Below are 23098 nucleotides of genomic sequence, written 5' to 3' on the forward strand. Positions count from 1 at the left end.
GAATCGCCCGGCGGCTGGTGGCCGACGCCGTCGACAGTGACACCGAGACATCGCTACAGCGGGTGTACTCCTGCCCGCACTCGGGGGCGCTGACCGCGATGGAATCCCAGTCCCGCACGTTCCCGAAGAGCCTGCGACAGCTGATCGACCTCCGCGACCGCACGTGTCGTACGCCGTGGTGCGATGCACCGATCCGGCACCACGACCACATCCGCTCCCGCCGACAGCACGGGGCGACCACCGCGCGAAACGGGTCCGGGCTGTGCGAGGCCTGCAACTACGCGAAGGAAGCACCAGGCTGGACGGCCCGACCGGTGCACAACCCCGGCCGCACCCATCTCATCGACCTCGGCACCCCGACCGGACACCACTACCGGTCGGCGGCCCCACCGCTCCCCGCCACTGGACGACAGTCGGAGGTCGAAACTGTTGTGAGCACACACCTCCGCGCCTCCTGAACCACACCTTCCGAGGCGGAGGTGTAACGCCGCTGATGCAATGTGCGACTTGTCTGTTAACGCGTTGACACCTACTCGGGTGTTCGACACGGGCTACGAACGGATGGGGTAGACCATGGAACGTCGCGTTTCAGCACGCAAGGTCGCACATCGACAAAGGATCGCAGGCAGTCTGATCGCGCCCGGCGCGTTGGGGCTGGCGGCGCTGCTCGCGACACCGTGGTCGAACCCGGGTTCACCGGCCACGACGGCGACAGCCTTGACGGCGGCGGCCTCGGATGCGTGTTACGACATGGTCAGTATCGCCGTTGCCGGCCGCGGTGACACCCCACGCGAGGGGAACCGGATGCTCGTGGCGCCCGACGGCACACGCCTTCCCGCGTCGTACTCCAGCGACTACAGCAGCCCCTGGATCGACGAGGTGGTGAATGCGCCGCAGCAATCCGTCGGCGGAGGGTCCTACGCCGCGGTCTACATCGAATATCCGGCCAACATGAATTCGTACGAGGACGCCGTGAACGCCGGCGTCGACAACACCGAAACCGTGATGCGGTCGATCCACGCGTCGTGTCCGGACACGAAGTTCTCGATCGTCGGCTACAGCGAGGGCGCCGATGTGGCACGGCGGGTTGCGATGGAGGTCGGCAACCAGGACGGCCAGGACGGCTCGTACGACATTCTCGATCCCGCGTCCGTTGTCGGTGTCGTCATCCTGGCGGATGCCGGCCGCAACCTCGGGGGAGGGCCATTTCCCGGCTCGGAGAACGAATTCCGCAATCCCGACGGCTTCGACCTTGCGTACCAGTCGGGGCAGGCGGGCACGTCCGGGCGGGGAGCATTGCCGGGCACGTCGGGCAGCTTCGGTGCCCTGGACGGGAAGGTGGCATCGTTCTGCTCGGAAGGCGACCTGACCTGCTCCGCACCCGAGAACATTGCGCTACTGCAACTCGCGATCAACGTGGGACGGCAGTTGAACGTCGACTCTCTGCAGAAGGATGGGCTGACCCCCGCGACAGGACAGGATCTTGCGGTGGTGCTCGGGCACCTCGCCCTCGCCGCGTTCGCGGACATTCAGTCGCAAAACAATTGGATGCAATCCGATGAGACGTTCCTCGACGTCCTGGTCAAGGTGTCGGATCCGGCGTACAAGCTCGATGCCGCTGCGGCGCAATCAGACACGTCAGCTGGTCCGATCTCGTCGAATCAAGCGGTCGACCTGGTCTACCTGCCCGCGAAAGTGCGGAACGAGATCATCGGGTTCATCGCGGACAACCAGAACACGATGCAGGTGGCGATGAGCGACCCGTATCAGCAGACGCTGGGGGAGGGGACGGGCCATCACTTCGACTACTGGCGTGATGCGAACGCCGCCGGCGGGAAACCGCTGACGTCCGCCCAGTACGCTGCGGCCTGGTTGACGCACCTGGCGCAGGAAGCGGAAAAGGGCGAAGCGCGAGCGGCCGCTGCGGAACCGTCGACCGCGAAGCTCGCCGCTGCGTCCACGAAGGAAACGGAAGCGTCACAGGTCGCCCCCACCACCGACAGCGCGAAAAAGGCTCAGTTGGCGAGCAACCCGGTCGGCACGACCACGACGACCAGCAGTTCGCCGACACCGACGACGACGGTCGCGACGACTACGTCACCGGAACCCACGACAGTCGTCGAGGTAGCCGCAGAACCTGCGACCTCGGCGCCTCAGGCCGTCGCGGAAACAGCGGAAATAGCGGACACATCCGTGGTGACCACTACCGCGGCGGAACCCACTGCGACCACGGCATCGGAGTCACCGACGACCACCACGCCGGTCGTCACCACGACAACGGTTCCGCCGGCGGCCGGGTGACCCCTCGTCAGTGCTGCTCGGCTTCGCGTGCAGCACGTTGGAGGCGGGTCCGGTAGCTCTGCCACCACGTCCGGTCTTCTGCGGGCACGTTGGTGTTGCCGGGCCGAAGTCCGACCGTCGCGTCGAGCGGGAGAGTCCGGATGGTGTCGTCCGCGTGCGCCCATGCTGTGCGGTACTGCCCGACGATGTATTCGCGTGACTCGTCGGGGGTCGCCCACATGTCCATGTCTTCGGCGTCATCGGTCACCCACGGTGGGAATTGGACGGATCGGCCGAACGTATTCGGACAGCCCGTCCAGCTTGGAGGTAGCGGTGAAGGTCCACCTTCGGATCTGTCAATGTCCTTCCTGATCGGTTAGGTCCTTGCCTTCGAGGGCCTTGACGCGACGCCGTTCGAGGAGCACGAGCCCCGTGCCGAGCACGAGGCAGAGGACGCAGGCGATCCCACCGATCAGCGCCCAGCCCTCGAATCCGTACCCGGCCGCGACCAGCGTCAATCCGAGCACGGCGATTCCTGCGGCGATGAGGATGTATCCCGGCCAGTTCCGGCTGTCGGTGATCGCCTCACCGGCGTGATTGCGCATGGTGTGGGCATCGTCCTGCGGGTGGTGCTCGGAGTTCAACTCACGGCTGGGTCCGTTGTCCGGCTGATACGTCACTGCAGTCCTCCTGTGCTCGAGCGGTGATCTGAGTTTCATCAGTCGGTCTCGGTTTCGGCGTCGGCGGAGTCGTCCGCCAACTCGGGTGCGTTCTCTCTTGTCGCCATGCCGCCGTCCTTGCCGTGATCGGCGGGACCGGGACGGCCACCCTTGGGCTCGTCCGTCTCGCCGTGAGTGTCTTTGGTCATGATCACGCTCTCCTTCAGTGGCTGTGCCGACGGCGTTGTCGTACGGCGAGGTAGGCAACGACGAATGCGCTGACGAGTCCGGCCGCCACGGCACCGCGGGGTTGCTGCCGGATCCTGTCGAGTTCGTGACGCGCGCCGGCTTTCGCGCGTGCGGGCACGTCCACCTTGCGGTGTAGCGCATCCACAGTGGATGCGAGTGCGGCTCGCTGTTCGGCGACGGAAGGTTCCGGTTGCGGCTGTGGGTCGGTCATCGAAGACCTTCCTTCACGGTGTCGACGTCGGCGCGAACGCTGTCGGCCGTATGCTCGGGCACGGGCGGCAGCGCGTTCTTGGCGCGGCGGGCTCCGACCGCCGCGACGACACTGCCCACGATGATCAGCACGGCGGCCACGATCAACGCGGCCAGCCACGGATCGAGTGTCGTCGTCAGTGCCAGAATGGCGGTGGCGACGAGGGCCCCGAATCCGTACAGCAGCAGCAGCACGCCTACTCCGGAGACACCTGCTCCGATCCCGAAGCGCGTTCCTTTGTCTTTTACTTCGGTGAGGGCGTGGGTCATCTCGGTCCGTACGAGTCCCGTTACCTGATCGGTGAGTCGTTCGACGAGTTGGACCGTCGACAGCTCGTCGAGATCGTGTGCAGCGCCGGGCGGTTGGACCCGCGGGGCATCGGCGCGATGGATATCGGTCATGTCCGTGCTCCTTCCTCGTCTCCGCTCCGCCTACCCGGGAGCGTTCCGGGCGAAACAGAATGGTCTTCCGCCGTGCTCACCGGTCTGCGGAGTCGCCGTCGGTCGAGCGATGCCGCGACTGCAGGATCGCAGCGAATCCCCACAGTCCGCAGAACATGGCGAAGGCCACCGCGGCGGCGAGGGCTCCGACGAGGGGCGAGATCACGAAGCTGAAGATCAACGCCACCACACCGATCAGCGCCAGCGCGAGGGTGGCGATGCCGCAGATCGCGAGGCGATGCGAGGCAAAGACGAGATCCGGGAGCGCGTGCCGGCGGAAGAGCATGCGGTGCAGGCCGGCAGGGGCCACCAGAAGCATGGTCGACGTCACCGACAGTGCGACGGTCGCCAGATAGATGGCGACCTCGCTGTTCGAGAGGTCCTCGAAACGCTGCTGGAACGGCAACGTCAACAGGAAGCCGGTGAGCAGTTGCACGCCGGTCTGCACGACACGCAGTTCCTGCAGAAGGCCACTCCAGTTCCGGTCGAGCCGTTGAGTCTCGGTCTCGTGCCGGGCGCGGAAGTTCCAGTTCGCATCGTCGCGATCCAGTCCTCGACTGTCCATCCCTCTGGAGTACCCCATCACCGGCGGTGAGGGCACTATTTCGCGGGGAATACGGGGAGAGAGCCACAGAACCGGGTCTGCCCATCGTGCGATGGGCAGACCCGGTTCCGGAGTACGGGCCGACTAGCGTCGACCGGCCGTGCTTCGTCCGGTGACGAGCTTGACCAGGAACAGGAGTATCACCGCGCCGAGTAGGCAGGTGAAGAAGCTGAACCAGAGACCGCCACCTTCGACGTCGGTGCCGAAGAGGCTGAGGATGAAGCCGCCGAGGAGGCCGCCGATGATTCCGACGACGATGTTGAGGATGATTCCCATCTGAGCGTCGGTCTTCATGATCTTGCTGCCGATCCACCCGGCGAGGCCGCCGATGATGATCCAGCCCAGAATGCCCAGTCCTAGCACGTATCAGTCCTTTCGGGGGAGAGTGGTGACCGGCGACTGCCGATTCCACTCGGAGAAGAGACGCTCGGTGCGGGCCGGTCGTGATCCGGCCCGCACCGTCTCACTGTTCGGCGCGCTGGCGTGCTTCCTGCGCTTCGGCCTTGCCTCGGGCCTTCTCCGCTTCGGCTTCCTTTGCGGCGGCCTCGCGTTGGGCTGCCGCCTTGTCCTGCTGCGCCTTGCCCTCGCGGGTGAGATCGTCCTGACCGGACACCGCACCCGCGGCTTCCTTCGCTTTACCCTTGACGTCTTCGACGACGCCCTTGACGGCCTCGGCCGGACCGCTGTTGTTCTCAGCCATGTTCGTCACCTTTCGGTTGTGGACGGGAGATTCGGCAGTGCTCACCGCGCTTGCGCGGCTGCCTGCTTCTCGGAGTGCGCGCCGTTGTTGGACAGGCTGCCCCCGGAGTTCTCGAGGTGGGCGCGGACGAACCACTGGAACTTCTCGAGTTCGCCGGTCTGCCCGATGAGAAGATCTTCGGTGATCGGGTCGAGATCGCCCGTCTCGGAGATCGCCTTGCGGTTGTCTTCGACGACACCGCTGTAGACCAGGTCGAGGGCTCCGAGGTGCGCCTGTGCCGTATCGCGCTTCACCGAGTAGTCGTCCCAGGTGCGGTCGCGGGCGATGGCGGCCGGGGTTCCGTCGGGCGACTTCCCCAGCGCGGCGATGCGTTCGGCGACGGCGTCCGCGTAGCCGCGCACCAGTTCGACCTGCGGGTCGATCATCTCGTGCACGCCGATGAAATTCGGACCAACCACATTCCAGTGAATGTGCTTGAGCGTCAGATGCAGATCGTTGTAAGCGCTGAGCCGCTTCTGAAGTATGTCGGCGACTCGCGCGCCTTGATCGTCGGAAAGACCTGGCACGGTGAACTTCGACATTCTCGGTCCTCTCTTTCGCTACATACCTGCCTGCGGAACTTCGAGGCTTCGGTGCCCCCGTCGGTTGCTCGGGAGGCGGGGCGCCAGTTGAACTCACCGCGTACCCGTGGTGAGCAGTCTCGAATCACCAGCACCTGCCTCGCCGCAACCCCGCGCTCGCGTCGACCAACGTTTCTGATTCGACTGCTGAAGTTCCGACCACTCGACCGTACTACAAAATCTATGTCGGGCAAATCAGATCTTCTGCGGTGTTCGGAGAGGATGCGCTGGGCCCGGCAGATCTCGATTGTGCATAGGCTCCGCCCGAATCGCCCCGTACCCGCAAGAGAGGCATTATTTTCGGTCTGATTCGACCAGGGGTCGACCGTGCATACGCCGAGGAGGAGCAATGCTCAACGTGGCTCTGCTTGTGGTTCTGCTCGTTGCGAGTCTGTGGGGCGGAGCTGCCCTCCACGGCCTGGCCGATCGAAGGGCGGAACGATGAGCGCCGGGCACACACTGCCTGCCGGGCAGTCGGAGGCACTGCGCACGGGCACGGTGCGCTGGTTCAACGCCGAACAGGGCTTCGGTTTCCTCGCTCCGGCCGACGGATCCGACGACATCTTCGTGCACGTCTCTGAAATCGCCGGAGACGGTCACCGCATTCTCGAGGAAGGGCAGCGCGTCAGCTTCACCGTCTGCCGCACCGAGACCGGCAACCAGGCGCGCGACGTCCGGGTCGCCTGAGCCCTCCGAATCGAGTCCGTCGAACCGGCAAGTCGGGACGCATTTCGGCCCAGCTCGCACTTTCGTTCGCCGACGGGTTGAGGGTCGCGGCAGCTGGGTACGCTGCCGAGAGTCGCAGAAACCGACGACACAGACGTGGAGTGCAGATGGCCGAGGTCGACGAGGTTAGACGAATGAAAACGAGATCCGGTGTGCCCGTGGAACTTCGTGTGGCGGCGGAGTTCGAACAGTTGCCTGTGGTGCGCGCCGTCGCGGAAACTCTCGCCGTGCTGGGAGACTTCACGCTCGACGACGTGGCCGATATCAAACTTGCCGTGGACGAAGTGTGTTCGGAACTGATCGCGGCTGCGCCGGGAAGCGCCGAACTGACATGTTCGTTCGCCGTCACGGAGACGGGGTTGCACGTGACGATCAGTGCACCCCTCACCCGAGGTGGAGTGCCCAACCGGGAGAGCTTCGGCTGGCACGTGCTCGAGACGTTGATGAATGCGGTTTCGGTATCGGCGGGACCCGTCGGCAACGGGTCCGTCGAACGGACCGTGGCGGTGGAACTGGTCAAATACCGGGGCACCATCTAGTGTCTCCGGTTTCGGAACGCGGCGAAGGGCACCGTCCCGGCAGAGACGACTACAAGGACGTGGCGCCCGCGGTTGCGCGCCTGCGAGCTTTGGACGCGTCGTCCGGGGACGCATCCGTCCTGCGCGACGAGGTCATCACACGTTGCCTTCCCCTCGCCGATCACATCGCCCGCCGATTCGGAGGGCGCGGCGAGGCGCACGAGGATCTGCTGCAGGTCGCCCGGCTCGGGCTGGTCAAGGCCGTCGACCGCTTCGATCCGGACCGCGGCTTCGACTTCGTGTCCTACGCGGTGCCCACGATCATGGGGGAGGTTCGCCGGTACTTCCGTGACACCGGCTGGTCGATGCGAGTGCCCCGGCGCATGCAGGAACTCCACGCATTGATCACCAAGGCCGTCGACGAGCTGTCGCAGGAACTGGGACGGTCGCCCTCGGCCAGTGAGATCGCCGCCGAACTCGAACTCGACATCCGGGAAGTGTCCGAGGGCCTGCTCGCGAAGAATGCCTACCAAACCTTGTCGATGGATGCGGCCATGGGTGATGATCCCGACGACCTTCCCCTCGCCGAGACTCTCGGTGAGGAGGACCCGGAGCTCGCGAACGTGGAAAGTCACGCCGCCGTGCGGCCGGCGTTGGAGAAACTTCCGCCGCTCGAACGCCGTGTGCTGATGTTGCGGTTCTTCGGATCGATGACCCAGACGGAAATCGCCCAGCGCGTGGGCGTCTCGCAGATGCAGGTCTCGAGGATCCTGGCGCGCACCCTGTCCGGGCTGCGGGAGCAGTTGGGCGGCGGCTGACCACGCGTCACCCACCCAAACCCGCGACAGTCGATTCGAGCGACGCGGCGTGGAACTCCAGATCGCTCTGCGAGCAGTCGCGGTCTTTCGGGAGCTGCTCGCGCAACTCGTCCCGGGTCACGATGACCAGGGACTGATGCTCGTCGCCCAGCTCACCCGAATCGACGATGGTGGGGGCGCCGCTCTGCAGGATCAGGGCGGGATCCGGCAGTGGCGAATCGAGAAGTGTCTGCAGGTGGGTCGCGGTCACGTGGGTGTTCATAGTGCCCGGCATACCCGGACATACCGCGTTCGAACCCCGCCGGTTGATGCTGCCGCGAGTCGGGCACCCGGCAGTCGTCGTCGCACGAAGGGAGAGAAGGCTGCTGCACATCACCGCGCTCCGGCGCCTGCGCTCGTGGGCGTACGGCGATTCCGATCAGCCGGCGATGCTCGGCGACCGCATCCTGGCGGTCGCGGTGGGCGCCGGAACCGGTGGACGGCCCGATCGTTGGGCCGAACGGTCGGCGCAGGTGCGGGTGCAACTGGACGACGCCCTGGACGCCGTGGCCTGGACGGCGGAGAGCGCGCGCGCCAACGTGCGACGCGCCGCCGGTCCGGTCGCCGCCGGAAGGAGGTGGGGACAGGCGGTCGTTTCGTGGAGGCTCTGGCAGAGGTGATCCGATCCGAAGTCGCCTTCGCCGACAGCCGCGACGCTCACGTCGCCGCCTGCCGGACGGCGGAGGAACGGCTCGGCAACTTCGAGGATGCGGTGTCCTACCACAGCGGTCTGACCCGGGGTTCGTCGATGAGCGCCGGAAGCATCCTCCGGCCGTCCGCTGCAGCGCTGAGCTTGCTGACCGGGGAATCTCCCGGCTCGCCGTCCGGGACGGCATCGGTGGACGAGGACGGTCCCGGGGTCGAGTAAAGTCTTCTCGACGGTAGAGACAACTGCTGCGTTCGTTCAGTGGGTGTCCTGTCGGTTACACCCGGAATTTGAGGTGTATCCGAGAATGGCCGAGACTGTGGGTGAGCACCCTGAGTCGATGTCCCCCGATCTCGACAGCGCGACGATCGCTGCCCAATTGGGCTCCTTGGCAACCGCGTTGGACGAGTTCAATCGCAATTCCGGGTCGCAGGTGGAGATGAGCCTGCTACTGCAGCGGGTCTGCGAACAGGTGGTGGACGCGATCGCCGACGCCGACATGGCCGGGATATCGCTGCTGCGCGACGGGCGGGTAGTGACCGTCGCGTACACGGACGAGGCGATCCGTGAGATCGACATCGAGAACTTCCAGGCCATCGACGGCGACTACTTCGGTGTCGCAGGAACACGGAAGGTCGTCAAGGCCCGGCTCGGGGAGGCCGCGGCCCGGTGGCCGTCGGTCGCGGACAATCTCGACCAGGCCGGTATGCGCAGCTTCCTGTCCGCGCCGCTCGCCGTCGACGAGGCCCTCGCCGGCACCCTCAACATCTACGGGCAGGGGGATCACGGGTTCAGCGAACTCGACGCGGTGGTGCTGCTCGTCTACACGACGGCGATCGAGGGTTTGCTGAGAAGCGCCCGCAGCGTGGAGCTGGCCCGGAACGAAGTCTCGGGCCTCACGAGGGCCATGAAGTCCCGCGCGGTCATCGAGCAGGCCAAGGGCATCGTGATGGCGCTGCGGGGCGTTTCCGCGGACCAGGCGTTCGAGATCCTCGTCGCGCAGTCGCAGCAGGAACACATCAAGTTGGCGGAGGTGGCGCGTCGCATCGTCGAATCGGTGACGACGAATCCCGAGTGAGGTCATGTCCTCACCCACGTATGGAGGTCGCGGTCGTACTCGATCAGACCGCCGGCTTCGAACGCTTTCAGCCAGCCCCGCATCGGCCACCGCCCCCAGCGGCGGTGGAAGGTGCGGGCGTTGGCGAGGATGTCGCGCAGGCGCTCGACGGGCGGATCGGACACCGGATGATGCTGGTGGAACGCGTCGGCTCCGCCCACCCATCTCAGACCGACGCCCGCGGCGCGGGCGGTCTGCGCGAAGTCGGTGTCCTCCCCGCCGTAGCCGGAGTAGTCGGTGCAGAACCCGCCGACATGCTGCCAGGTCGCGCGGCCGACCGCGAAGGACAGCGACCAGAACAGATCGAAATCGGTTCCCGCCGTCACGGACCCGTTCGGCGGCGCGGGGCGCGCGGGGTGCGGGGATCGCAGCTGGTCGAGCCCGTCGAGGTCGTATCCTCCGGGACCGGGCGGCGGAAGGTACGTCACGGGGCCGCACAGCAGGGCCGACCGATTGCCCGGTTGCTCGGCCGCCGACACGTAGCGGTCCAGAAGCTCCTCGGAGGCCATGCAGTCGACGTCCAGGAAGACCAGCAGATCGGCGCCGCCGGCGAGTGCGGCCGCCGCGCCGATGTTGCGTGCGGCCGCCAGTGGCAGTGGTCCCTCGTCATGGTCCAACCAGATTCCCCGCGCGTGTCCATGTTCGGAGACGGCGTCCATCGTCCGCGGGTCACCCATCGCGACGACGACGTGGTCGTCGCAGGCGCGCCGGCTCCGTCCGAGGGAACGCAGCTGCATCCGCAGGTGACGGTCCCGGTGCGCGGCGATCGTCACGACCGCGACCCTCATGTCACCGATTCCGCCCGTTTCGCGAGACTGTCGATGACTGCCGCTGCGCGGGTGGCGGCGCCCGCGGTCTGCCAGCGCACCCAGCGTTCGCCGCCGAGGGCGAGTGCCTGGTCGAGGAGGGCCGGCCACCGGTTCAGCTCCGGCCAGTGCGGTACCGTCACGGCCAGTCCTCCGCGGGCGAGTGCGTCCGCTGTGGCCTCCTGTTCGCCGAACGGCCGCGGCTGGGCGATGACGATCGCAGGGCGGCGCGCGGCGGCGATCTCGGCGACGGAGTTCTGGCCGGCATCGGAGACGACGACATCGGCACCGCACAGCTCCGGCCACGGGTCGTTCACCCACGGTGCCCCGGGAACCCCGAGCGCCTGCCATCGGTATCCGCGGTGACGGTGTGCACATCGACGGACGTCGGCGAGCGTCGCCGCGGTGCCCCCGGCACCGCTGAGAACGAGTATCCGCGGGCGGGCCGAGTCGGGGCCGCCGGCGGGTGCGCGGCCGTCGAACCGGCTGATTCCTCCGACGAAGGTGGTTTTGTGCGCGAATTCCCGCAACCACTCCGGGTCGTACATTGCCTGCGGCCATGCGGCGACGATGTGGTCGGCCAGCCGGTAGCCGAGGTGATGGGCTGGATCTGTGCGTTCGCCGGGCATCGCGATCACCACCACGGGCACGCCCAGCAACCGAACGAACGCCGCCACCTCCACCGATACGTCGACGACGAGCAGGCTGGGGTGGGTCTCGTCGACCCACGACGCTATGCGGGACATGCGAGTCCGCAGCCCGACGTCGTGCACGGGTGCCCAGTGCAGAGCATCGTCGGCGGTGGGGTTCTCGGGGGAGGAACCACGGTCGTCGCGCGCCAGGGAGACGCTGTCGGCGAACGGGGCGCCGGGAGCGATCGGCGCCGAGGACAGCGCGGTGACGGGCGTGTCCAGAGCCGCACAGATACTCGACGCGCGCATCCGATGCCCAGACCCGTGGTGATGGATGTAGTAGCCGATCACGACGCCTCCCGCCGCTCGCCGTCGGCGCAGACACGGTTCGCCGCGAGCCGACGGTAGATGCTCACGTAGGCATCCACCATGCGGCGTTCGGAGCAGTGCGCCCGGGCGTGCGCTCGCACCGACCCACGTGGCAGCGCGACGACCCGCGGTATCGCGTCGGCGAGGGCATCGACGTCGTCGGGCGGGACGAGGCGACCACAGTCGGCGGACACCACCTCGGGGATACCGCCGCGCGCGAACGCGGCGACAGGTGTGCCGCAGGCGAGCGCCTCGGCCACCACCAGCCCGTAGGGTTCGTCCCACAGTGGAGTGATCACGGCCGCCGCCGCACGACCGATCGCTGTCGCCAACTCGGGCTGGGTGAGGTGCCCCAGATAGGTCACGTCGGCACCCAGCAGGGGTGCGATCGTGCTCTCGAAATAGGCCGGATCGCTGATGGGTCCCGCGAGATGGATCGCGAAGCCCGCGCGGCGCGCCGCCGCGACCGCGACGTGCGCACCCTTCTCGGGTACCAGTCGGCCGAACCAGATGAGGTCCGTGCCGCCGGCCCCTTCGGGCCAGCCATCGACGTCGACACCGTTCGGCACGACGTCGATGCGGTCGACGGTGTGACTCCACGCTGCCGCGGTGTGCCTGCTCACGGCCACGAAATGTGCGTCGGTGCCGGCCCGGACGGCGAGGGCTGATTCGAGCCACGGAGTGGGCGGTGTGTGCAAGGTCGACAGCACCGGTATCGGAACCGCGGGGGCCATGGCTACGGGAAGGTAATGCAGGCTGTGGTTGTGCACCACGTCGAACGACCCCGCCAGCGGCCCGGCGAGATCGAGCATCAACCGCAGATACGCATGGTGCTCCCGCAGGAAGTCCATCGGTGGCATGGACACGTCCCGCTGGGCGGCGACACTCGTCGCCAAGGTCTCCACCGTCAGGTGCGCGCAACCGAGGCCCGGATCGGATCCTGGTCCGGCGAAGAGACTGACCCGATGCCCGTCGGCGCACAGGCGTCGCGCCAGATGCCAGACGTGCGATTCGAGGCCGCCGGGGAACGGTTGCCGGATGGGGTGCCGACTCGAGGCGATCAGGGCGATGCGGAGCGCATCGCCGTTCACGGCAGTGCACGCCACGACAGCGCTCTTTCGTACAGGTCGTGGTGTGCACGCGCGAGGAGGCGCCGCTGTGTTGCGCGCGCGTCCCACGTCGCCCGGGCCGTCTCGGACCCGTACAGGGTGCGGATGGCTCGATCGAGCGAGGTCGCGTCGAAGGATTCCTCGTCGAATCCGTAAGTGGCGCAGTCCTGTTGCTGCGAGTAGAAGCCGCACGTCGGCGCAGCCACCGCGGTGCCGAGGTCGTGGCACGCCTCGAGCCATCCGGAGTGGGTGCCGAAGCGGTACGGCAGCACCGAGATCGACAGCGACGACAGATAGTCCCACAACTGGTCGTCGGAGAAATACGGGTGGACACGCACCTCGACGCAGTCGGCATCTCGGTACTGCAGTAGTCGCGCCGCCGCGTCCGGCGCGTACCAGTAATTGCCCGGTTCGAAGATCTCGTCATGGACGTCGATCTGCAGACGCGCTCCAGGTAGCCCGGAGACGGTCCGGGCCAGGGTGTCCAGTACCGGGAACGGATCCATGTTCGCGCGAAGGCTCTTGACGTGGACGCCGACCACGAACTCGTCCGAGTCCGGGCGGGGACGCTCGATCAGAGGCCGCTCCACGACGTGCGGGTGGTCGAGAACGGTCGCGATGCGGGCCCAGTTCGCGTCGACAACCGCGGCCGCGCCGTCGGTGAGGGTGACCAGTTCGGTGGCGGCAGGCACCAGTACGTCCAAGATCTCGAGGTGCGGCTCGGGGTCCGGGTGGTGCGGATTGCGGAGGTCGTGCACCGTGTACACCAGCGGCTTTCCGCGGACGGACAGTTCGTGGACGATGTCTTTCATCTCGGCCGGAGCGATGGCGTCGAACCCGAAATGAATATGGAACACGTCGAAGTCGCGATGGTGGCGGCTGATCCATCCCGGATCCAGCATGAGCGGCGGCCACCATCCGCCGGGGACCTTGCGACCGTCCGCCGGGACCGGATCGGGGAGACGCACGACGTCGCCGCCTCCGTCCGGGTCGGCCAGATGACGAACGTAGACGTGTGACTCCGGGACGGAGGCAACGCGAATCATGGGTACTCCTTCGGCCTCTGCCGAGATACGACGGGGGTAGTGCGACTGATCAGTCGCCGGCGACCGGAGACAGCGCGCCGAGGAACGACTGCGCCCAGCGGTGCACGTCGTGGTCGAGCACCTGGCGGTGCAGCCGCGACATGCGGCGCCGTCCCTGCTCCCGGTCCGGGTCGAGGGCGGCCATGATCGTGTTCTTCACTCCGTCGAGGTCGTGCGGGTTCACCAGGTAGGCGCCCCGGAGTTCGGCGGCGGCACCGGCGAACTCGCTGAGCACCAGCGCCCCACCCAGATCCGCTCGACAGGCGACGTACTCCTTCGCGACGAGGTTCATCCCGTCACGCATCGGGGTGACCAGCATGACGTCGGCGGCCAGGAACAGCGCGATCAGCTCGCTGCGATCGACCGGCTGATAGAGGTAGTGCACGACCGGCCGGCCGATCTGACCGTGATCACCGTTGATGTGGCTGACCTGCTCCTCGATGGAACTGCGCATCTTCATGTAGTGCTCGACGCGTTCACGGCTCGGGGTGGCGAGCTGCACCATCACGGTGTCGGACGGATCGAGCCGGCCCTCGTCGAGCAGTTCACCGAGCGCCGAGAGCCGCAGGTCGATGCCCTTCGTGTAGTCGAGTCGGTCGACTCCGAGGAGGATCTTGCGGGGGTTCCCGAGCTCGCGGCGGATCTCGGCGGCCCGTTCGACGATGGCGGGATCGGTGGCCTGTTCGACCAGTTGCCGCGAGTCGACGGAAATGGGGAACGCTCCGACCTGCACGACCCGGTCGTCGAGTGTCACCCGGCCGAGTGCGCTGCGCACGCCGACGCCTGCGGTGGTGGTGTCGAGTCCCAGCAGCCTGCGCGCCAGGAACAGGAAATTGTTGGCGCCGCCGGGCAGGTGGAAGCCGATGAGATCGGCGCCGAGCAGCCCCTCCACGATCTCCTTGCGCCACGGCAACTGCATGAACAGTTCGACGGGCGGGAAGGGGATGTGGAGGAAGAACCCGATGGTCAGGTCGGGGCGCATCTCCCGCAGCAGACGGGGCACCAGCTGCAGCTGGTAGTCCTGCACCCACACGGTTGCGCCCTCGGCCGCGGTGCGCGCGGTCTCCTCGGCGAAGTGGCGATTCACGTCCAGGTACGAGTGCCACCAGTCCCGGTCGAAGACCGGCGCCACCAGCACGTCGTGGTACAGCGGCCACAGCGTCGCGTTCGAGAATCCTTCGTAGTACAGCGAGACCTCGGCCGAGCTCAGCTCCACCGGGTACAGGTCGATCCCGCCGGAGACGATCGGTTCGACCTTCGTGTCGGGCACACCGGGCCAGCCCACCCAGGAACCGCGTTCCCGGTCGTGAAGCATCGGTTCCAGGGCTGTGACGAGGCCTCCCGGGCTCCGCTTCCAGCGTGTCGTCCCGTCGTCGAGTGTCTCCATGTCCACGGGCAGTCGGTTGGCGACCACCACGAAGTCGGACGTGCCGTACGGAGCAGTGTCTTTCACGCCGAGCGCCCACCCTGGTGAATTGCCTCGGTGACCAGCCGGAAGGCGTCCTCGAGGTCGGCGCCGAAGGGGATCTGTGCAGCCATGTGCATTGCCGTCAACGGCCTGCGGAGAGCGGTGTTGCCGGTCACCGCCCACGGCACGGCGAGCCTGCGGGCGCGACCGGCCATGATGTCGAGTATCGGTAGGGCAGACGCGCAGAAGAACTGCACGTCCGTAAGGTCGAGCACGAACGGAAGTCGTTCGTTGATCGCCTCGTCGAGGTGGTTCCCGAAGGTGTGGAGGGTGGTGACGTCGATGTCACCGGATATCCGGACGACGAGAATTCCGCCGGCACCGGGCGCACTGACGACGGAGAGCCTCCCGTGCTCGGGCTCGACGGCCCAGCTGAACAGCGTCGAATTGTCGGCAGGGTCGGAGCGTGTCGGCAGCGCACTGAGAACAGATTTCATGTCGTTTCCTCACGATCGAGCGACGTAGGAGACAGGCACGAAATAAGGCGCGTGAACCGTGCCCGTCCATTGCGGCTGGGGGCTCAACCGTGCAGGACTCTGACGTTACCCCATGGTGTCAATTACGGGGACGCGTTTCTCACCCCACCATCACCGCCGATGTCGCGCCGTTCGCGTTTTCGGTAGTCCCACTGCACTTCTCGACGGCGCGTCCGGAGGCACAGCGGGAGCCCGGCGTAGCTTTTCCGCGGAGTGGGTAACCGGTACGGATGGAAATCATCGCCATCGTGATCCTTGTCGGCGTCGTGACGTTCGTGATCGCGCGCCGCCGTGCGCAGAGTCGGAAGCAGAACTGATGCGGAACAGTCCTACGGGCGACGCCGCTTCTTGTGCGAACTGTCGCAGAAGGGAGCGATGCTCGTCCGCCCACACCGGCACAGCGCCACGGTGGCCCGGCCGCCGCCGAGCGGGTTACCGTCGGTGTCGAGGATCCGCGCAGCACCCCGCACCAGGAGTGGACCATCAGGGCAGACGGTGATCGTGACGTCGGACTCGTCGGCCACGGCAGATTCGTCGGCCCCGGGAATGGGAATGGAGTTCATATGACTACTTTGCACTCTCGGTCGACGTCGGACACGGTGGCGCAATCGGGAACGTCCATGCCCTTCCCGAAGCCGCGCGGTCCCGTCAGCGATCTCCTGTTCTCCATTCTGCGCGCCGACGGCGCCGATGCCGAACCGTTCGTGGCGGCGGCACGCTCCCTCGCCTCGTCGGCGCGCGACAGTCCCCGGGCCTTCCTCGTCGACGAGGACGCGCAGATCTGCCTGACCGCGCTCTACGAACTGCACCTGCAGGGGATCACCGGTGTCGGTGACGAGTGGGAGTGGAACAGCGACCTGATCGCCGCCCGATCGGCGCTCGAGGTCCCGTTCGACGCCGCGATCCGTGACGTCGCCGACGCGCCGACCGGCGCCGACGACGTGGTGACAGCGCTGTGGGCGATGACCGCCCCCAGCACGGCGCCGGGGCTGTCCGGTCACATGGCCCACGACGCGGATCTCACCCAGTTCCGGGAGTTGCTGATCCACCGTTCGCTGAACCAGTTGCGTGAGGCCGACGTGCACACGCTCGGCATTCCGCGGCTCGCGGGCGCACCGAAAGCGGCGCTGGTGGAGGTGCAGTCCGACGAATACGGCGGCGGCAGGCCCGAGAGGATGCACTCGGCGCTGTTCGCCACCACGATGCGCGAGCTCGGGCTGTCCGGCGACTACGCGCACTACATCGACGCGGTGCCCGCCGTGACGCTGGCGTCCCTCAACGCGCTGTCCCTGTTCGGCCTGCACCGCGGTCGTCTCGGGGCCCTGGTGGGGCACCTGTGCGCGGTGGAGACCACGTCCGCACTGCCGAGCAAGAAGTACGCCGCCGGACTGCGCCGCCTCGGATTCGGGAAGGCGGCCACCCTGTTCTTCGACGAGCACGTGGAGGCCGACTCCGTGCACGAACAGATCGTCTGCCGCGACCTCGCCGGCGGGCTGGTCGCGGCCCGGCCCGCAGTAGCCGACGACATCCTGCTGGGGGCCGCGGCCTGCCTGGCCTTCGACGACCTCGTCGGCGATCACGTCACCCGGTGCTGGGCGGAGAACCGCACGTCCCTGCGGCAGCCGCCCGGTTAGGGTCAGGTGCCGGACGCGGCGACCGCGTGCTCGAGGTCGCTGAGCGACGTCTCCAGGTGCGTGATGATCCGCTGAAGATGGGGGACGGCGTGCCGATCGCCTACGACGCCGACGTCGAGTTGACCGGACCGGCTGGTGAGGGTGATGCTGAGCGCCTGACCCCCGAGGACCGTCGGTGCCGGATAGACCGCGTCGAGGCGGGCGCCGTTCCAGTACCGCGGCCTCGACGGGCCCGGCATGTACGAGATCATCACGTTGAACGGCGGGGGAGTGTCGTCGACGAACCGGCGGACCGGCTCGAGCAGGATCGGGCTGATCGCCAGCGCGCTCATCAGCTGGAACTGGGTGTGGCTCAGCGCGCCGAACACACGGTTGGTGTGCTCGACCGATTCGCTGATGCGAGCCAGGCGTGCCGCCGGATCCGCTTCGTCGGTGGCGAGGCCGACGACCATCGCGCCGACGCCGTGATCGCGGCCGCGCGGACCGATCATCGTGCCGCCGAGGTCGAGGGGCACGGGCAGCATCGCCGTCAGCGGCGCGTCCGGCAGCGCGTACTGCTCGAGGAGATACTGGCGCAGCGCCCCCGAACACATCGCGAGCACCACCGCGTTGATCGTGGTGCGGGCCGCGGTGGCCACCGACACCAGGCGCCGGATCGGCCACGACCGTGCCGCCAGTTTCCGGGCCCGGCCGACCGGAACGTTGAGCATCGTGGGCGGTGACTGCAGGGGGAGGGTCAGATGTTGCTCGCGGACGCCGTCGTACGCGACCTTCGCGAGCGCAGGCAACACCCCGACGATGCTGGTGGCGGCCCGCACGCCGGCCCGGACCATGGCCACCGGCAGCACGGATTCCCGCCGCGGCGTGCCGGCGACCCCGGGCGTCCACGGTGCGGGGCAGTCGCGGGCGTCGGGGTCGGTCGACAGGGCGTGATGGAGAAGTCGCAGCCCGGCCGGTCCGTCCATCAGCGACAGGTGAATCTTCGAGAACACGGCCGTCCGTCCGTCGGCGAGCCCCTCGATGACGTGCATCTCCCACATCGGGTGCTGCGGGTCGAGCGGCATGCCGTGCATCTGGGACACCAGCGACAGCAGATCCTCCATGCGGCCCCGGCCCGGGACCGCCGTGTGCCGGACGTGATAGCCGAGATCGATGCGGTCGTCGAACGACCACCAGGGATAACTGGCGCCCCGGAGCGGGCGTACGGCGCGCCGGCGGAACGTGTCCGACGCGTCCTCGTGCGAGATCAACGCCTCGAACATGGCCCGGGCATGATCGGGCCCCGACTCGCGCGGTGGTTCGAACAGTTCGAGCGCACCCACGTGCATGGGATGCGACGGCGTCTCGAACAGCACGAACATCGCCTCGGTGGGACTCATCACCGACATTCAGCGCCTCTTTCTCCATGCTCGGGACACGGCCCGAGCATGCCCCGGCGCATCCCACGTCTCCAGGGTAAGCAGAACATGGAAACTTCTTCCGCACGGCCGTTTTCGTGCCCCGCCTGCTCAGCCGCGGTCGAGCTGCGGAAACACCGTCTCGCGGGCGAGAAGCAGAACGGCGGCGGCGACGGGTATCGCGAGCAGCGCCCCGACGATCCCCAGCAGTGCGCCGCCGATGAGGACGGCGACGACGGTGACCATCGGGGGCACCTTGACGGTTCGGCCGATGATGCGGGGTACGAGAAGGTAGTCCTCGAACAGGCGGAGGGCGATGAAGTAGACGATGGTGGCCAGTGACACCGGCAGGGACACGGTGAGGGCGACCAGCGCCACCACGACACCGGCGAGGGTGGATCCGACCACCGGAATCAGATCCAGCACGGCGACCAGGACGGCCAGCAGCAACGGGTAGGGGACGTCGAAGGCGACCAGCCACACGAATGTGAGGACGGCGGTGATCAACGAGATCAGGAGGTTCCCGAGCACGTATCCGCCGACCTTCGCGAAGATTTCGTCGCCGATCAGAATCGTGCGTGGACGCCGCGAGTTCGGGGCCAGGCGGTAGATCGACGACCGGATGTGCGCGAAGTCGGCCAGGAAATAGGCGGTGAGCACGACCACGATCACGGTGCCGCTGATGGCGCTGAACACGAACTTGCCCGCACCCACGATCCCGCCGACGACGATCGGTACGTTGCCCGCATCGAGTGCCCGGCGCAGTTCGTCCTGCAGATGGAAGCGGGTGCTGAGTTCCCCCAGCGCCGGGTAGTTCTGCTCGAGGTGCCCCAGGTAGTCCGGGGCGTTGTGCACGAGGGCGCCGCCCTGCGTCACCATCGGCGGGATCGCCGCGGCCAGGAACCCGGCCAGCACGGCGAAAGAGAGGACGAAAACCGTTGCGACCGCGGCCCATCGGGGAAATCCGTGCCGCACCAACCAGGACACGGCGGGTTCGAGGCCGATCGCGAGGAATGCGGCGACGGCGATCAGGACCAGCACCCCGCGGGCCGCGAGAACGACCTCGATCAGGGCGTACGTGACGGCGACACCGGCGGCTCCGGCCATCCCGATGAAGAACGGGGACCGGCGATCGAACCGCGGTCCGGGCTTCCCGAGCGGATGCGCCGCCGTGCTGATGCGCGCCGCGCCCTCCTCCGCGGCGATGATCGGCTGCTCCTGCGCGGGGGAATGCGGTTGGGCCACGCTGTCGTCGTGGCCCCCGGCGGCCGTGGTCACGGCCGGCGGACGACTCTGTCCCGCCGTCCGCTGCCGGTAGCGTCCCGCCCGATGCGAGGACACCGATCCGCGGCGGTCGATGTGCCGGGACCGGTTGTCGGCGCAACCGGTGATGCGGGTGTCGAGCGGCAGTAGTCGTCGATCAACTCCACCGCGCGTTCCGCGCACACGGCGGGTGACGGCATCCGCCCGATACCGAGGCCGGCGATCACGATGACGCTGCGGCGGCCCAATCCTTCGACGCCGAGCGACCAGCCGAAGGTCCGGTTCCACGCCAGCACCGCGTTGCGTCCCGGCAGATAGTGCAACCGGAGCGGCAGAACGAGGACGACTTCGATGCTGTCGCTGTCCCACCAGTCGATGGAGTCGGCGTGAACGCTCCTGGCCACCGTGTGGATGTAGTCCCGAACGGTGCGGGTGTCGGCAATGCCTGTTCCGCTCTTCATCGTCCACCGCCTCAGCTGTTTGACGATCGACATACCCGGCCCCGCGACAGTTGAAACTTCACCCACCGAGGTCTGCGTGCTCGAGGGGCGCGACGCGCCCGTCTCCGGGTAGCCTCGCCGCATGCCTTACGTGGAGCGCTCGGGAGATGTGTTCGTCCTGTACTTCGGTGAGGAGGGGGAACCGGACAGCGAGAACGCCTTCCACCCGGATTGGATCGACAAGGTCGAGGGCCTCCTCGATCAGGTAGAGCAACACGACGGTCCCGCCGCACTGGTGACGACAGGGCTCGGAAAGTTCTACTCCACCGGTCTCGACACCGCCTGGGTCGTCGCCAACACCGACAAGCTGAACTCCTACATCGACCGTGTGCAGGCCCTGTTCGCGCGGATCCTCACCTTCCCCCTGCCGACCGTGGCCGCGCTGACCGGGCACACCTTCGGCGGCGGCGCAATCCTCGCGGCGGCCCACGATCACCGGGTGATGCGTGAGGACCGCGGCTACTTCTGCTTGCCGGGCATCACCATCGGGGCGAGTTACGCGCCGGGCAGCATTGCGCTGCTCGCGGCCCGCCTGCCCGCGCGGGCCGTGCACACCGCCCTGGTGACCGGCCGTCGGTACGGTGGCGTCGTGGCGAGCGAACTCGGGTTCGTCGACGAGGTCGCCCCCGAGCAACACGTGCTCACCAGGGCCGTCGAACATGCGCAGGGCCTCGTCGCGACCCGCGGACGCACACTGGGTGAGATCAAGTCCTCGCTCTACGCGGACGCCGTCGCCTCGCTCCGTACCCCGGTGGCGAACCTCGAGACGCAGGAGGCGCTGAACGGCGGCTGACGAGTCACGGGGCGCACGAAGGGTGCAGGCCGTGAAAACGGGTACTACTCCCGCGAGGAGCGGGGCGTCGGGCATCCGTTCTCACCGTCATCCGGAGGCGACACCATGAAACGCGTTCTGACACTTGTCCTGCCGATCCTGCTGGCCGTCTTCGCGCTGGCCGCGTGCGGAAGCGACGGTGACGACTCGTCCGGTTCGGCGGAAACGGCGTACGGCGGGGACCATCCCATGTCCGGCATGCCGTCGATGTCCATGTCGATGCCGATGTCGATGCCTGCGGGGGCTCAGCGGGAGATCGTGATCTCCGATTTCACGTACACCCTGCCCGGCACGTTCGCGCCGGGAGAAGAGGTCACCGTCCGCAACGACGACACCGCCGAACACACCGTGACGGCGGACACCGGCGACCTGTTCGACGTGGAGGTTGAACCGGGTGCGACCGCGACGTTCACCGTCCCCGGTCAGCCGGGCATGTTCGCGTTCCACTGCACCTATCATCCGAACATGGTGGGCACACTCGAGGTTCGGTGACCGCGTCAGTCGAGCGGCTCGATGCGGAAGACCTCGCACCGGTCCGCGGCGGCCGCGAACGCCTCCGGGGAGGAGTTCGCGACCGTCCCGGCCTTGAGAAACATGGTGACCCCATGCGGCACCCGGGTCGGGAACTCGCGGAGAATCCGGCCCCGCTCCGGCACCGGCAGCGCGACCAGTCGGACACGCTCGCGTCGCCGCCCCCGGGTCAGCTCACCACGCCCGGCGGCCCGGGCGTTCTTCGCCCAGTCCGATTCGGCGTATCCCGCGACGACGTAGCGCCGGCCGTCCACCTCGTACGGTGAGACGGGCGTCGACCGCAGCACGCCCGTCTTCCGGCCGGGGACGGTGAGCGCGGGCATCGGCATCGGAACGCCCAAGCGATGCAGACCCACGATCACCCTGTTGACGTGGGCGAGATACCAGGGCGGCAGCACTCTTCCGGTCCGGCGCACCATGTCCTCGACTATTCCGAACCCGGCGCTCTCGTGGCAACCACCTCGTGCCGTCCGGGCTCGCTGTCCCGCCACCAGCAGAACACGAACAGGGCCAGCGACGCGACGAGTGTGGAGACCACCCACACCGTGAGGGCGATGTCGACCCACGACCCGATCGGCGGGCTTCCCGGCAGGATTCCGCGCAACGGAACGACGGCGAACAGCATCGCGGCCATCCAGCCCAGCATGTCCGTGTTGACGGCACGCTTGCGGCGGAACGTCTGCAGCGCGACGAACGCGGCGAGGCCCGCCAGGATCGTCATCATCAGCAGCAGGATTCCGGCGTAGATCAGGTTCCCGCCCGTGCGCGCGAACATCAGCGCGGCGCCGGTGCCGTTCCGGGAGAGGTCCGTGTCGACCGCCACCGCCTCGGCGCGCGCCTTCCACCCGTCGACCCGGCCGTCCAGCAGCAGGGCCGTGGGCACCAGTTCACGGTCGGCGCCGAGCCCCTGATACGCCTCCACCACCATCGGATTCACCTCGAACCGGTCGAACGGCCAGTAGGCCGCGTTGCCGGTGGCGATGAACTCGGTGTCGAAGGTCGTGGCCGAGGCGCCCGCCCGGAAGACGATTTCCTCGTGGCTGGTGCTCGGGATGAGCAGCAGCGTGATGTCCCGGTTCAGTGTGTCGCCGTTGGCGTGGAGGAAATCCTCACCGACGGTGATCGTCACCTCGGCCTGCACGCGGTCGGTCGTCGGCTGCAGCGACTTCGCCGTCACGAGGACCACGAACTCGTCGCTACCGATCTCGAACGGTCCGTCCTCGTCGCCGGTGCGGCTGCTCAACCCGTACACGGTGAGCGACGCGGCGTAGATCAGCGCGAGGAGAAGCGCCGGGACGGCCCACTGAAGGCGGTGATGTTTCGAGTTCAT

The 23098-nt window shown here is 67.5% G+C and carries 33 protein-coding genes; 11 read left to right on the top strand and 22 right to left on the bottom strand.

The genetic code is table 11. The features are described from left to right. Both G9373_RS28180 and G9373_RS28185 read left to right on the top strand, forming a co-directional pair. A partial coding sequence (locus G9373_RS28180; protein WP_206032708.1) for an HNH endonuclease signature motif containing protein occupies positions 1 to 458 on the top strand: 458 nt, incomplete at its 5' end. Between the two features lie 115 nt (positions 459 to 573). Then, a complete protein-coding gene (locus tag G9373_RS28185) occupies positions 574 to 2301 on the top strand; it encodes a cutinase family protein (protein WP_167117842.1) in 1728 nt (575 codons plus the stop codon). A gap of 7 nt (positions 2302 to 2308) precedes the next feature. Here G9373_RS28185 and G9373_RS28190 read toward each other — a convergent pair whose 3' ends face one another. From G9373_RS28190 to G9373_RS28230, 9 genes are all read right to left on the bottom strand, one after another. After that, positions 2309 to 2548 (bottom strand): hypothetical protein, encoded by a 240-nt coding sequence (locus tag G9373_RS28190; protein ID WP_346842854.1) that lies wholly within the window; start codon positions 2546 to 2548, stop codon positions 2309 to 2311. A gap of 88 nt (positions 2549 to 2636) precedes the next feature. Continuing rightward, positions 2637 to 2960: a hypothetical protein gene (locus G9373_RS28195; RefSeq protein WP_005257258.1), complete on the bottom strand. Its 324-nt coding sequence runs from the start codon at positions 2958 to 2960 to the stop codon at positions 2637 to 2639. 38 nt (positions 2961 to 2998) lie between these two features. Further along, positions 2999 to 3148 carry a hypothetical protein gene (locus G9373_RS28200; RefSeq protein ID WP_005257254.1) on the bottom strand — a complete coding sequence of 50 codons (150 nt, stop codon included), beginning with the start codon at positions 3146 to 3148 and terminating at the stop codon, positions 2999 to 3001. A 14-nt stretch (positions 3149 to 3162) separates the two neighbouring features. Then, complete coding sequence (locus G9373_RS28205; RefSeq protein ID WP_005257253.1) at positions 3163 to 3399, bottom strand: DUF3618 domain-containing protein; 237 nt, start codon at positions 3397 to 3399, stop codon at positions 3163 to 3165. Beyond that, positions 3396 to 3839 carry a phage holin family protein gene (locus tag G9373_RS28210; RefSeq protein WP_167117844.1) on the bottom strand — a complete coding sequence of 148 codons (444 nt, stop codon included), beginning with the start codon at positions 3837 to 3839 and terminating at the stop codon, positions 3396 to 3398. Before G9373_RS28210 ends, G9373_RS28205 begins: the two co-directional genes overlap by 4 nt. Positions 3840 to 3915: 76 nt before the next feature. Continuing rightward, positions 3916 to 4443 (bottom strand): DUF6328 family protein, encoded by a 528-nt coding sequence (locus G9373_RS28215; RefSeq protein ID WP_005570744.1) that lies wholly within the window; start codon positions 4441 to 4443, stop codon positions 3916 to 3918. A 123-nt stretch (positions 4444 to 4566) separates the two neighbouring features. Beyond that, on the bottom strand, positions 4567 to 4845 hold the full coding sequence (locus tag G9373_RS28220; protein WP_007298941.1) for a GlsB/YeaQ/YmgE family stress response membrane protein: 279 nt from the start codon (positions 4843 to 4845) through the stop codon (positions 4567 to 4569). Between the two features lie 100 nt (positions 4846 to 4945). Next, on the bottom strand, positions 4946 to 5182 hold the full coding sequence (locus G9373_RS28225; protein ID WP_005570747.1) for a hypothetical protein: 237 nt from the start codon (positions 5180 to 5182) through the stop codon (positions 4946 to 4948). Positions 5183 to 5223: 41 nt separating this feature from the next. Then, positions 5224 to 5763, bottom strand: a complete 540-nt coding sequence (locus G9373_RS28230; protein WP_005257247.1) for a DNA starvation/stationary phase protection protein — start codon at positions 5761 to 5763, stop codon at positions 5224 to 5226. Between the two features lie 522 nt (positions 5764 to 6285). Between G9373_RS28230 and G9373_RS28235 the strand changes: the two genes are divergently transcribed. The 3 genes from G9373_RS28235 to G9373_RS28245 all read left to right on the top strand — a co-directional run bounded on the left by G9373_RS28235 (position 6286) and on the right by G9373_RS28245 (position 7864). Next, complete coding sequence (locus tag G9373_RS28235) at positions 6286 to 6489, top strand: cold shock domain-containing protein (protein ID WP_037203863.1); 204 nt, start codon at positions 6286 to 6288, stop codon at positions 6487 to 6489. A gap of 146 nt (positions 6490 to 6635) precedes the next feature. Beyond that, complete coding sequence (locus tag G9373_RS28240; RefSeq protein WP_037203841.1) at positions 6636 to 7067, top strand: ATP-binding protein; 432 nt, start codon at positions 6636 to 6638, stop codon at positions 7065 to 7067. Further along, positions 7067 to 7864, top strand: coding sequence for a SigB/SigF/SigG family RNA polymerase sigma factor (locus tag G9373_RS28245; RefSeq protein WP_167117847.1), 798 nt, complete (start codon positions 7067 to 7069; stop codon positions 7862 to 7864). Before G9373_RS28240 ends, G9373_RS28245 begins: the two co-directional genes overlap by 1 nt. Before the next feature lie 7 nt (positions 7865 to 7871). Here the strand turns inward: G9373_RS28245 and G9373_RS28250 are convergent, their stop codons facing one another. Further along, complete coding sequence (locus G9373_RS28250) at positions 7872 to 8126, bottom strand: hypothetical protein (RefSeq protein WP_007298937.1); 255 nt, start codon at positions 8124 to 8126, stop codon at positions 7872 to 7874. Between the two features lies 1 nt (position 8127). Between G9373_RS28250 and G9373_RS46740 the strand changes: the two genes are divergently transcribed. From G9373_RS46740 to G9373_RS28260, 3 genes are all read left to right on the top strand, one after another. Next, a complete protein-coding gene (locus G9373_RS46740; RefSeq protein WP_240960775.1) occupies positions 8128 to 8523 on the top strand; it encodes a hypothetical protein in 396 nt (131 codons plus the stop codon). After that, positions 8520 to 8771 (top strand): hypothetical protein, encoded by a 252-nt coding sequence (locus G9373_RS46745; RefSeq protein ID WP_240960776.1) that lies wholly within the window; start codon positions 8520 to 8522, stop codon positions 8769 to 8771. The genes G9373_RS46740 and G9373_RS46745 overlap by 4 nt, the downstream gene beginning before the upstream one ends. Before the next feature lie 85 nt (positions 8772 to 8856). Continuing rightward, positions 8857 to 9627, top strand: a complete 771-nt coding sequence (locus tag G9373_RS28260) for a GAF and ANTAR domain-containing protein (protein ID WP_005257216.1) — start codon at positions 8857 to 8859, stop codon at positions 9625 to 9627. Positions 9628 to 9629: 2 nt separating this feature from the next. Here the strand turns inward: G9373_RS28260 and G9373_RS28265 are convergent, their stop codons facing one another. The 7 genes from G9373_RS28265 to G9373_RS28295 form a co-directional block, all read right to left on the bottom strand. Then, positions 9630 to 10454: a galactosyltransferase-related protein gene (locus G9373_RS28265; RefSeq protein ID WP_167117849.1), complete on the bottom strand. Its 825-nt coding sequence runs from the start codon at positions 10452 to 10454 to the stop codon at positions 9630 to 9632. Beyond that, a complete protein-coding gene (locus G9373_RS28270) occupies positions 10451 to 11455 on the bottom strand; it encodes a glycosyltransferase (protein ID WP_167117851.1) in 1005 nt (334 codons plus the stop codon). The genes G9373_RS28265 and G9373_RS28270 overlap by 4 nt, the downstream gene beginning before the upstream one ends. Beyond that, on the bottom strand, positions 11452 to 12579 hold the full coding sequence (locus tag G9373_RS28275) for a glycosyltransferase (RefSeq protein ID WP_167117854.1): 1128 nt from the start codon (positions 12577 to 12579) through the stop codon (positions 11452 to 11454). The genes G9373_RS28270 and G9373_RS28275 overlap by 4 nt, the downstream gene beginning before the upstream one ends. After that, positions 12561 to 13628, bottom strand: coding sequence for a hypothetical protein (locus G9373_RS28280; protein ID WP_054245574.1), 1068 nt, complete (start codon positions 13626 to 13628; stop codon positions 12561 to 12563). Before G9373_RS28280 ends, G9373_RS28275 begins: the two co-directional genes overlap by 19 nt. Positions 13629 to 13677: 49 nt before the next feature. Next, positions 13678 to 15120 carry a trehalose-6-phosphate synthase gene (locus G9373_RS28285; RefSeq protein ID WP_167117856.1) on the bottom strand — a complete coding sequence of 481 codons (1443 nt, stop codon included), beginning with the start codon at positions 15118 to 15120 and terminating at the stop codon, positions 13678 to 13680. Then, complete coding sequence (locus tag G9373_RS28290) at positions 15117 to 15572, bottom strand: STAS domain-containing protein (protein ID WP_005257205.1); 456 nt, start codon at positions 15570 to 15572, stop codon at positions 15117 to 15119. Before G9373_RS28290 ends, G9373_RS28285 begins: the two co-directional genes overlap by 4 nt. Before the next feature lie 368 nt (positions 15573 to 15940). Next, positions 15941 to 16174: a CDGSH iron-sulfur domain-containing protein gene (locus tag G9373_RS28295; protein WP_005570767.1), complete on the bottom strand. Its 234-nt coding sequence runs from the start codon at positions 16172 to 16174 to the stop codon at positions 15941 to 15943. Here G9373_RS28295 and G9373_RS28300 point away from each other — a divergent pair, their 5' ends adjacent. Beyond that, positions 16175 to 17245 carry an iron-containing redox enzyme family protein gene (locus G9373_RS28300; protein WP_064080119.1) on the top strand — a complete coding sequence of 357 codons (1071 nt, stop codon included), beginning with the start codon at positions 16175 to 16177 and terminating at the stop codon, positions 17243 to 17245. Positions 17246 to 17247: 2 nt separating this feature from the next. Here G9373_RS28300 and G9373_RS28305 read toward each other — a convergent pair whose 3' ends face one another. From G9373_RS28305 to G9373_RS48275, 3 genes are all read right to left on the bottom strand, one after another. Beyond that, entirely contained in the window at positions 17248 to 18633 is a 1386-nt protein-coding gene (locus tag G9373_RS28305; protein WP_005257202.1) for a wax ester/triacylglycerol synthase family O-acyltransferase, read from the bottom strand. A gap of 120 nt (positions 18634 to 18753) precedes the next feature. Then, positions 18754 to 19920: an AI-2E family transporter gene (locus G9373_RS28310; RefSeq protein WP_167117859.1), complete on the bottom strand. Its 1167-nt coding sequence runs from the start codon at positions 19918 to 19920 to the stop codon at positions 18754 to 18756. Next, positions 19917 to 20366 carry a DUF6292 family protein gene (locus G9373_RS48275; RefSeq protein WP_167117862.1) on the bottom strand — a complete coding sequence of 150 codons (450 nt, stop codon included), beginning with the start codon at positions 20364 to 20366 and terminating at the stop codon, positions 19917 to 19919. The genes G9373_RS28310 and G9373_RS48275 overlap by 4 nt, the downstream gene beginning before the upstream one ends. A 121-nt stretch (positions 20367 to 20487) precedes the next feature. Here G9373_RS48275 and G9373_RS28320 point away from each other — a divergent pair, with 121 nt between their 5' ends. After that, positions 20488 to 21198, top strand: coding sequence for an enoyl-CoA hydratase/isomerase family protein (locus tag G9373_RS28320; protein WP_167117865.1), 711 nt, complete (start codon positions 20488 to 20490; stop codon positions 21196 to 21198). Positions 21199 to 21303: 105 nt separating this feature from the next. Beyond that, positions 21304 to 21729: a cupredoxin domain-containing protein gene (locus G9373_RS28325; protein ID WP_167117868.1), complete on the top strand. Its 426-nt coding sequence runs from the start codon at positions 21304 to 21306 to the stop codon at positions 21727 to 21729. A gap of 5 nt (positions 21730 to 21734) precedes the next feature. On the opposite strand, the gene G9373_RS28330 is transcribed toward G9373_RS28325, so the two are convergent. Together G9373_RS28330 and G9373_RS28335 are read right to left on the bottom strand one after the other, a co-directional pair. After that, positions 21735 to 22187, bottom strand: coding sequence for a nitroreductase/quinone reductase family protein (locus G9373_RS28330; protein ID WP_005561445.1), 453 nt, complete (start codon positions 22185 to 22187; stop codon positions 21735 to 21737). A gap of 8 nt (positions 22188 to 22195) precedes the next feature. Then, positions 22196 to 23098 carry a DUF4436 family protein gene (locus G9373_RS28335; protein ID WP_167117870.1) on the bottom strand — a complete coding sequence of 301 codons (903 nt, stop codon included), beginning with the start codon at positions 23096 to 23098 and terminating at the stop codon, positions 22196 to 22198.

This window comes from Rhodococcus sp. A14 (assembly GCF_011603105.1).
Lineage (GTDB): Bacteria > Actinomycetota > Actinomycetes > Mycobacteriales > Mycobacteriaceae > Rhodococcus_F > Rhodococcus_F opacus.

Bases quoted from the DNA above. Each gene is read 5' to 3' on its own strand.
- G9373_RS48275 (WP_167117862.1), bottom strand. From the start codon at position 20,366: ATGAAGAGCGGAACAGGCATTGCCGACACCCGCACCGTTCGGGACTAC.
- G9373_RS28230 (WP_005257247.1), bottom strand. From the start codon at position 5,763: ATGTCGAAGTTCACCGTGCCAGGTCTTTCCGACGATCAAGGCGCGCGA.
- G9373_RS28325 (WP_167117868.1), top strand. From the start codon at position 21,304: ATGAAACGCGTTCTGACACTTGTCCTGCCGATCCTGCTGGCCGTCTTC.
- G9373_RS28330 (WP_005561445.1), bottom strand. From the start codon at position 22,187: ATGGTGCGCCGGACCGGAAGAGTGCTGCCGCCCTGGTATCTCGCCCAC.
- G9373_RS28250 (WP_007298937.1), bottom strand. From the start codon at position 8,126: ATGAACACCCACGTGACCGCGACCCACCTGCAGACACTTCTCGATTCG.
- G9373_RS28225 (WP_005570747.1), bottom strand. From the start codon at position 5,182: ATGGCTGAGAACAACAGCGGTCCGGCCGAGGCCGTCAAGGGCGTCGTC.
- G9373_RS28265 (WP_167117849.1), bottom strand. From the start codon at position 10,454: ATGAGGGTCGCGGTCGTGACGATCGCCGCGCACCGGGACCGTCACCTG.
- G9373_RS28185 (WP_167117842.1), top strand. From the start codon at position 574: ATGGAACGTCGCGTTTCAGCACGCAAGGTCGCACATCGACAAAGGATC.
- G9373_RS28300 (WP_064080119.1), top strand. From the start codon at position 16,175: ATGACTACTTTGCACTCTCGGTCGACGTCGGACACGGTGGCGCAATCG.
- G9373_RS28320 (WP_167117865.1), top strand. From the start codon at position 20,488: ATGCCTTACGTGGAGCGCTCGGGAGATGTGTTCGTCCTGTACTTCGGT.
- G9373_RS28335 (WP_167117870.1), bottom strand. From the start codon at position 23,098: ATGAACTCGAAACATCACCGCCTTCAGTGGGCCGTCCCGGCGCTTCTC.
- G9373_RS28240 (WP_037203841.1), top strand. From the start codon at position 6,636: ATGGCCGAGGTCGACGAGGTTAGACGAATGAAAACGAGATCCGGTGTG.
- G9373_RS28295 (WP_005570767.1), bottom strand. From the start codon at position 16,174: ATGAACTCCATTCCCATTCCCGGGGCCGACGAATCTGCCGTGGCCGAC.
- G9373_RS28200 (WP_005257254.1), bottom strand. From the start codon at position 3,148: ATGACCAAAGACACTCACGGCGAGACGGACGAGCCCAAGGGTGGCCGT.
- G9373_RS28260 (WP_005257216.1), top strand. From the start codon at position 8,857: ATGGCCGAGACTGTGGGTGAGCACCCTGAGTCGATGTCCCCCGATCTC.
- G9373_RS28215 (WP_005570744.1), bottom strand. From the start codon at position 4,443: ATGGACAGTCGAGGACTGGATCGCGACGATGCGAACTGGAACTTCCGC.
- G9373_RS28280 (WP_054245574.1), bottom strand. From the start codon at position 13,628: ATGATTCGCGTTGCCTCCGTCCCGGAGTCACACGTCTACGTTCGTCAT.
- G9373_RS28210 (WP_167117844.1), bottom strand. From the start codon at position 3,839: ATGACCGATATCCATCGCGCCGATGCCCCGCGGGTCCAACCGCCCGGC.
- G9373_RS28290 (WP_005257205.1), bottom strand. From the start codon at position 15,572: ATGAAATCTGTTCTCAGTGCGCTGCCGACACGCTCCGACCCTGCCGAC.
- G9373_RS28305 (WP_005257202.1), bottom strand. From the start codon at position 18,633: ATGTCGGTGATGAGTCCCACCGAGGCGATGTTCGTGCTGTTCGAGACG.
- G9373_RS28205 (WP_005257253.1), bottom strand. From the start codon at position 3,399: ATGACCGACCCACAGCCGCAACCGGAACCTTCCGTCGCCGAACAGCGA.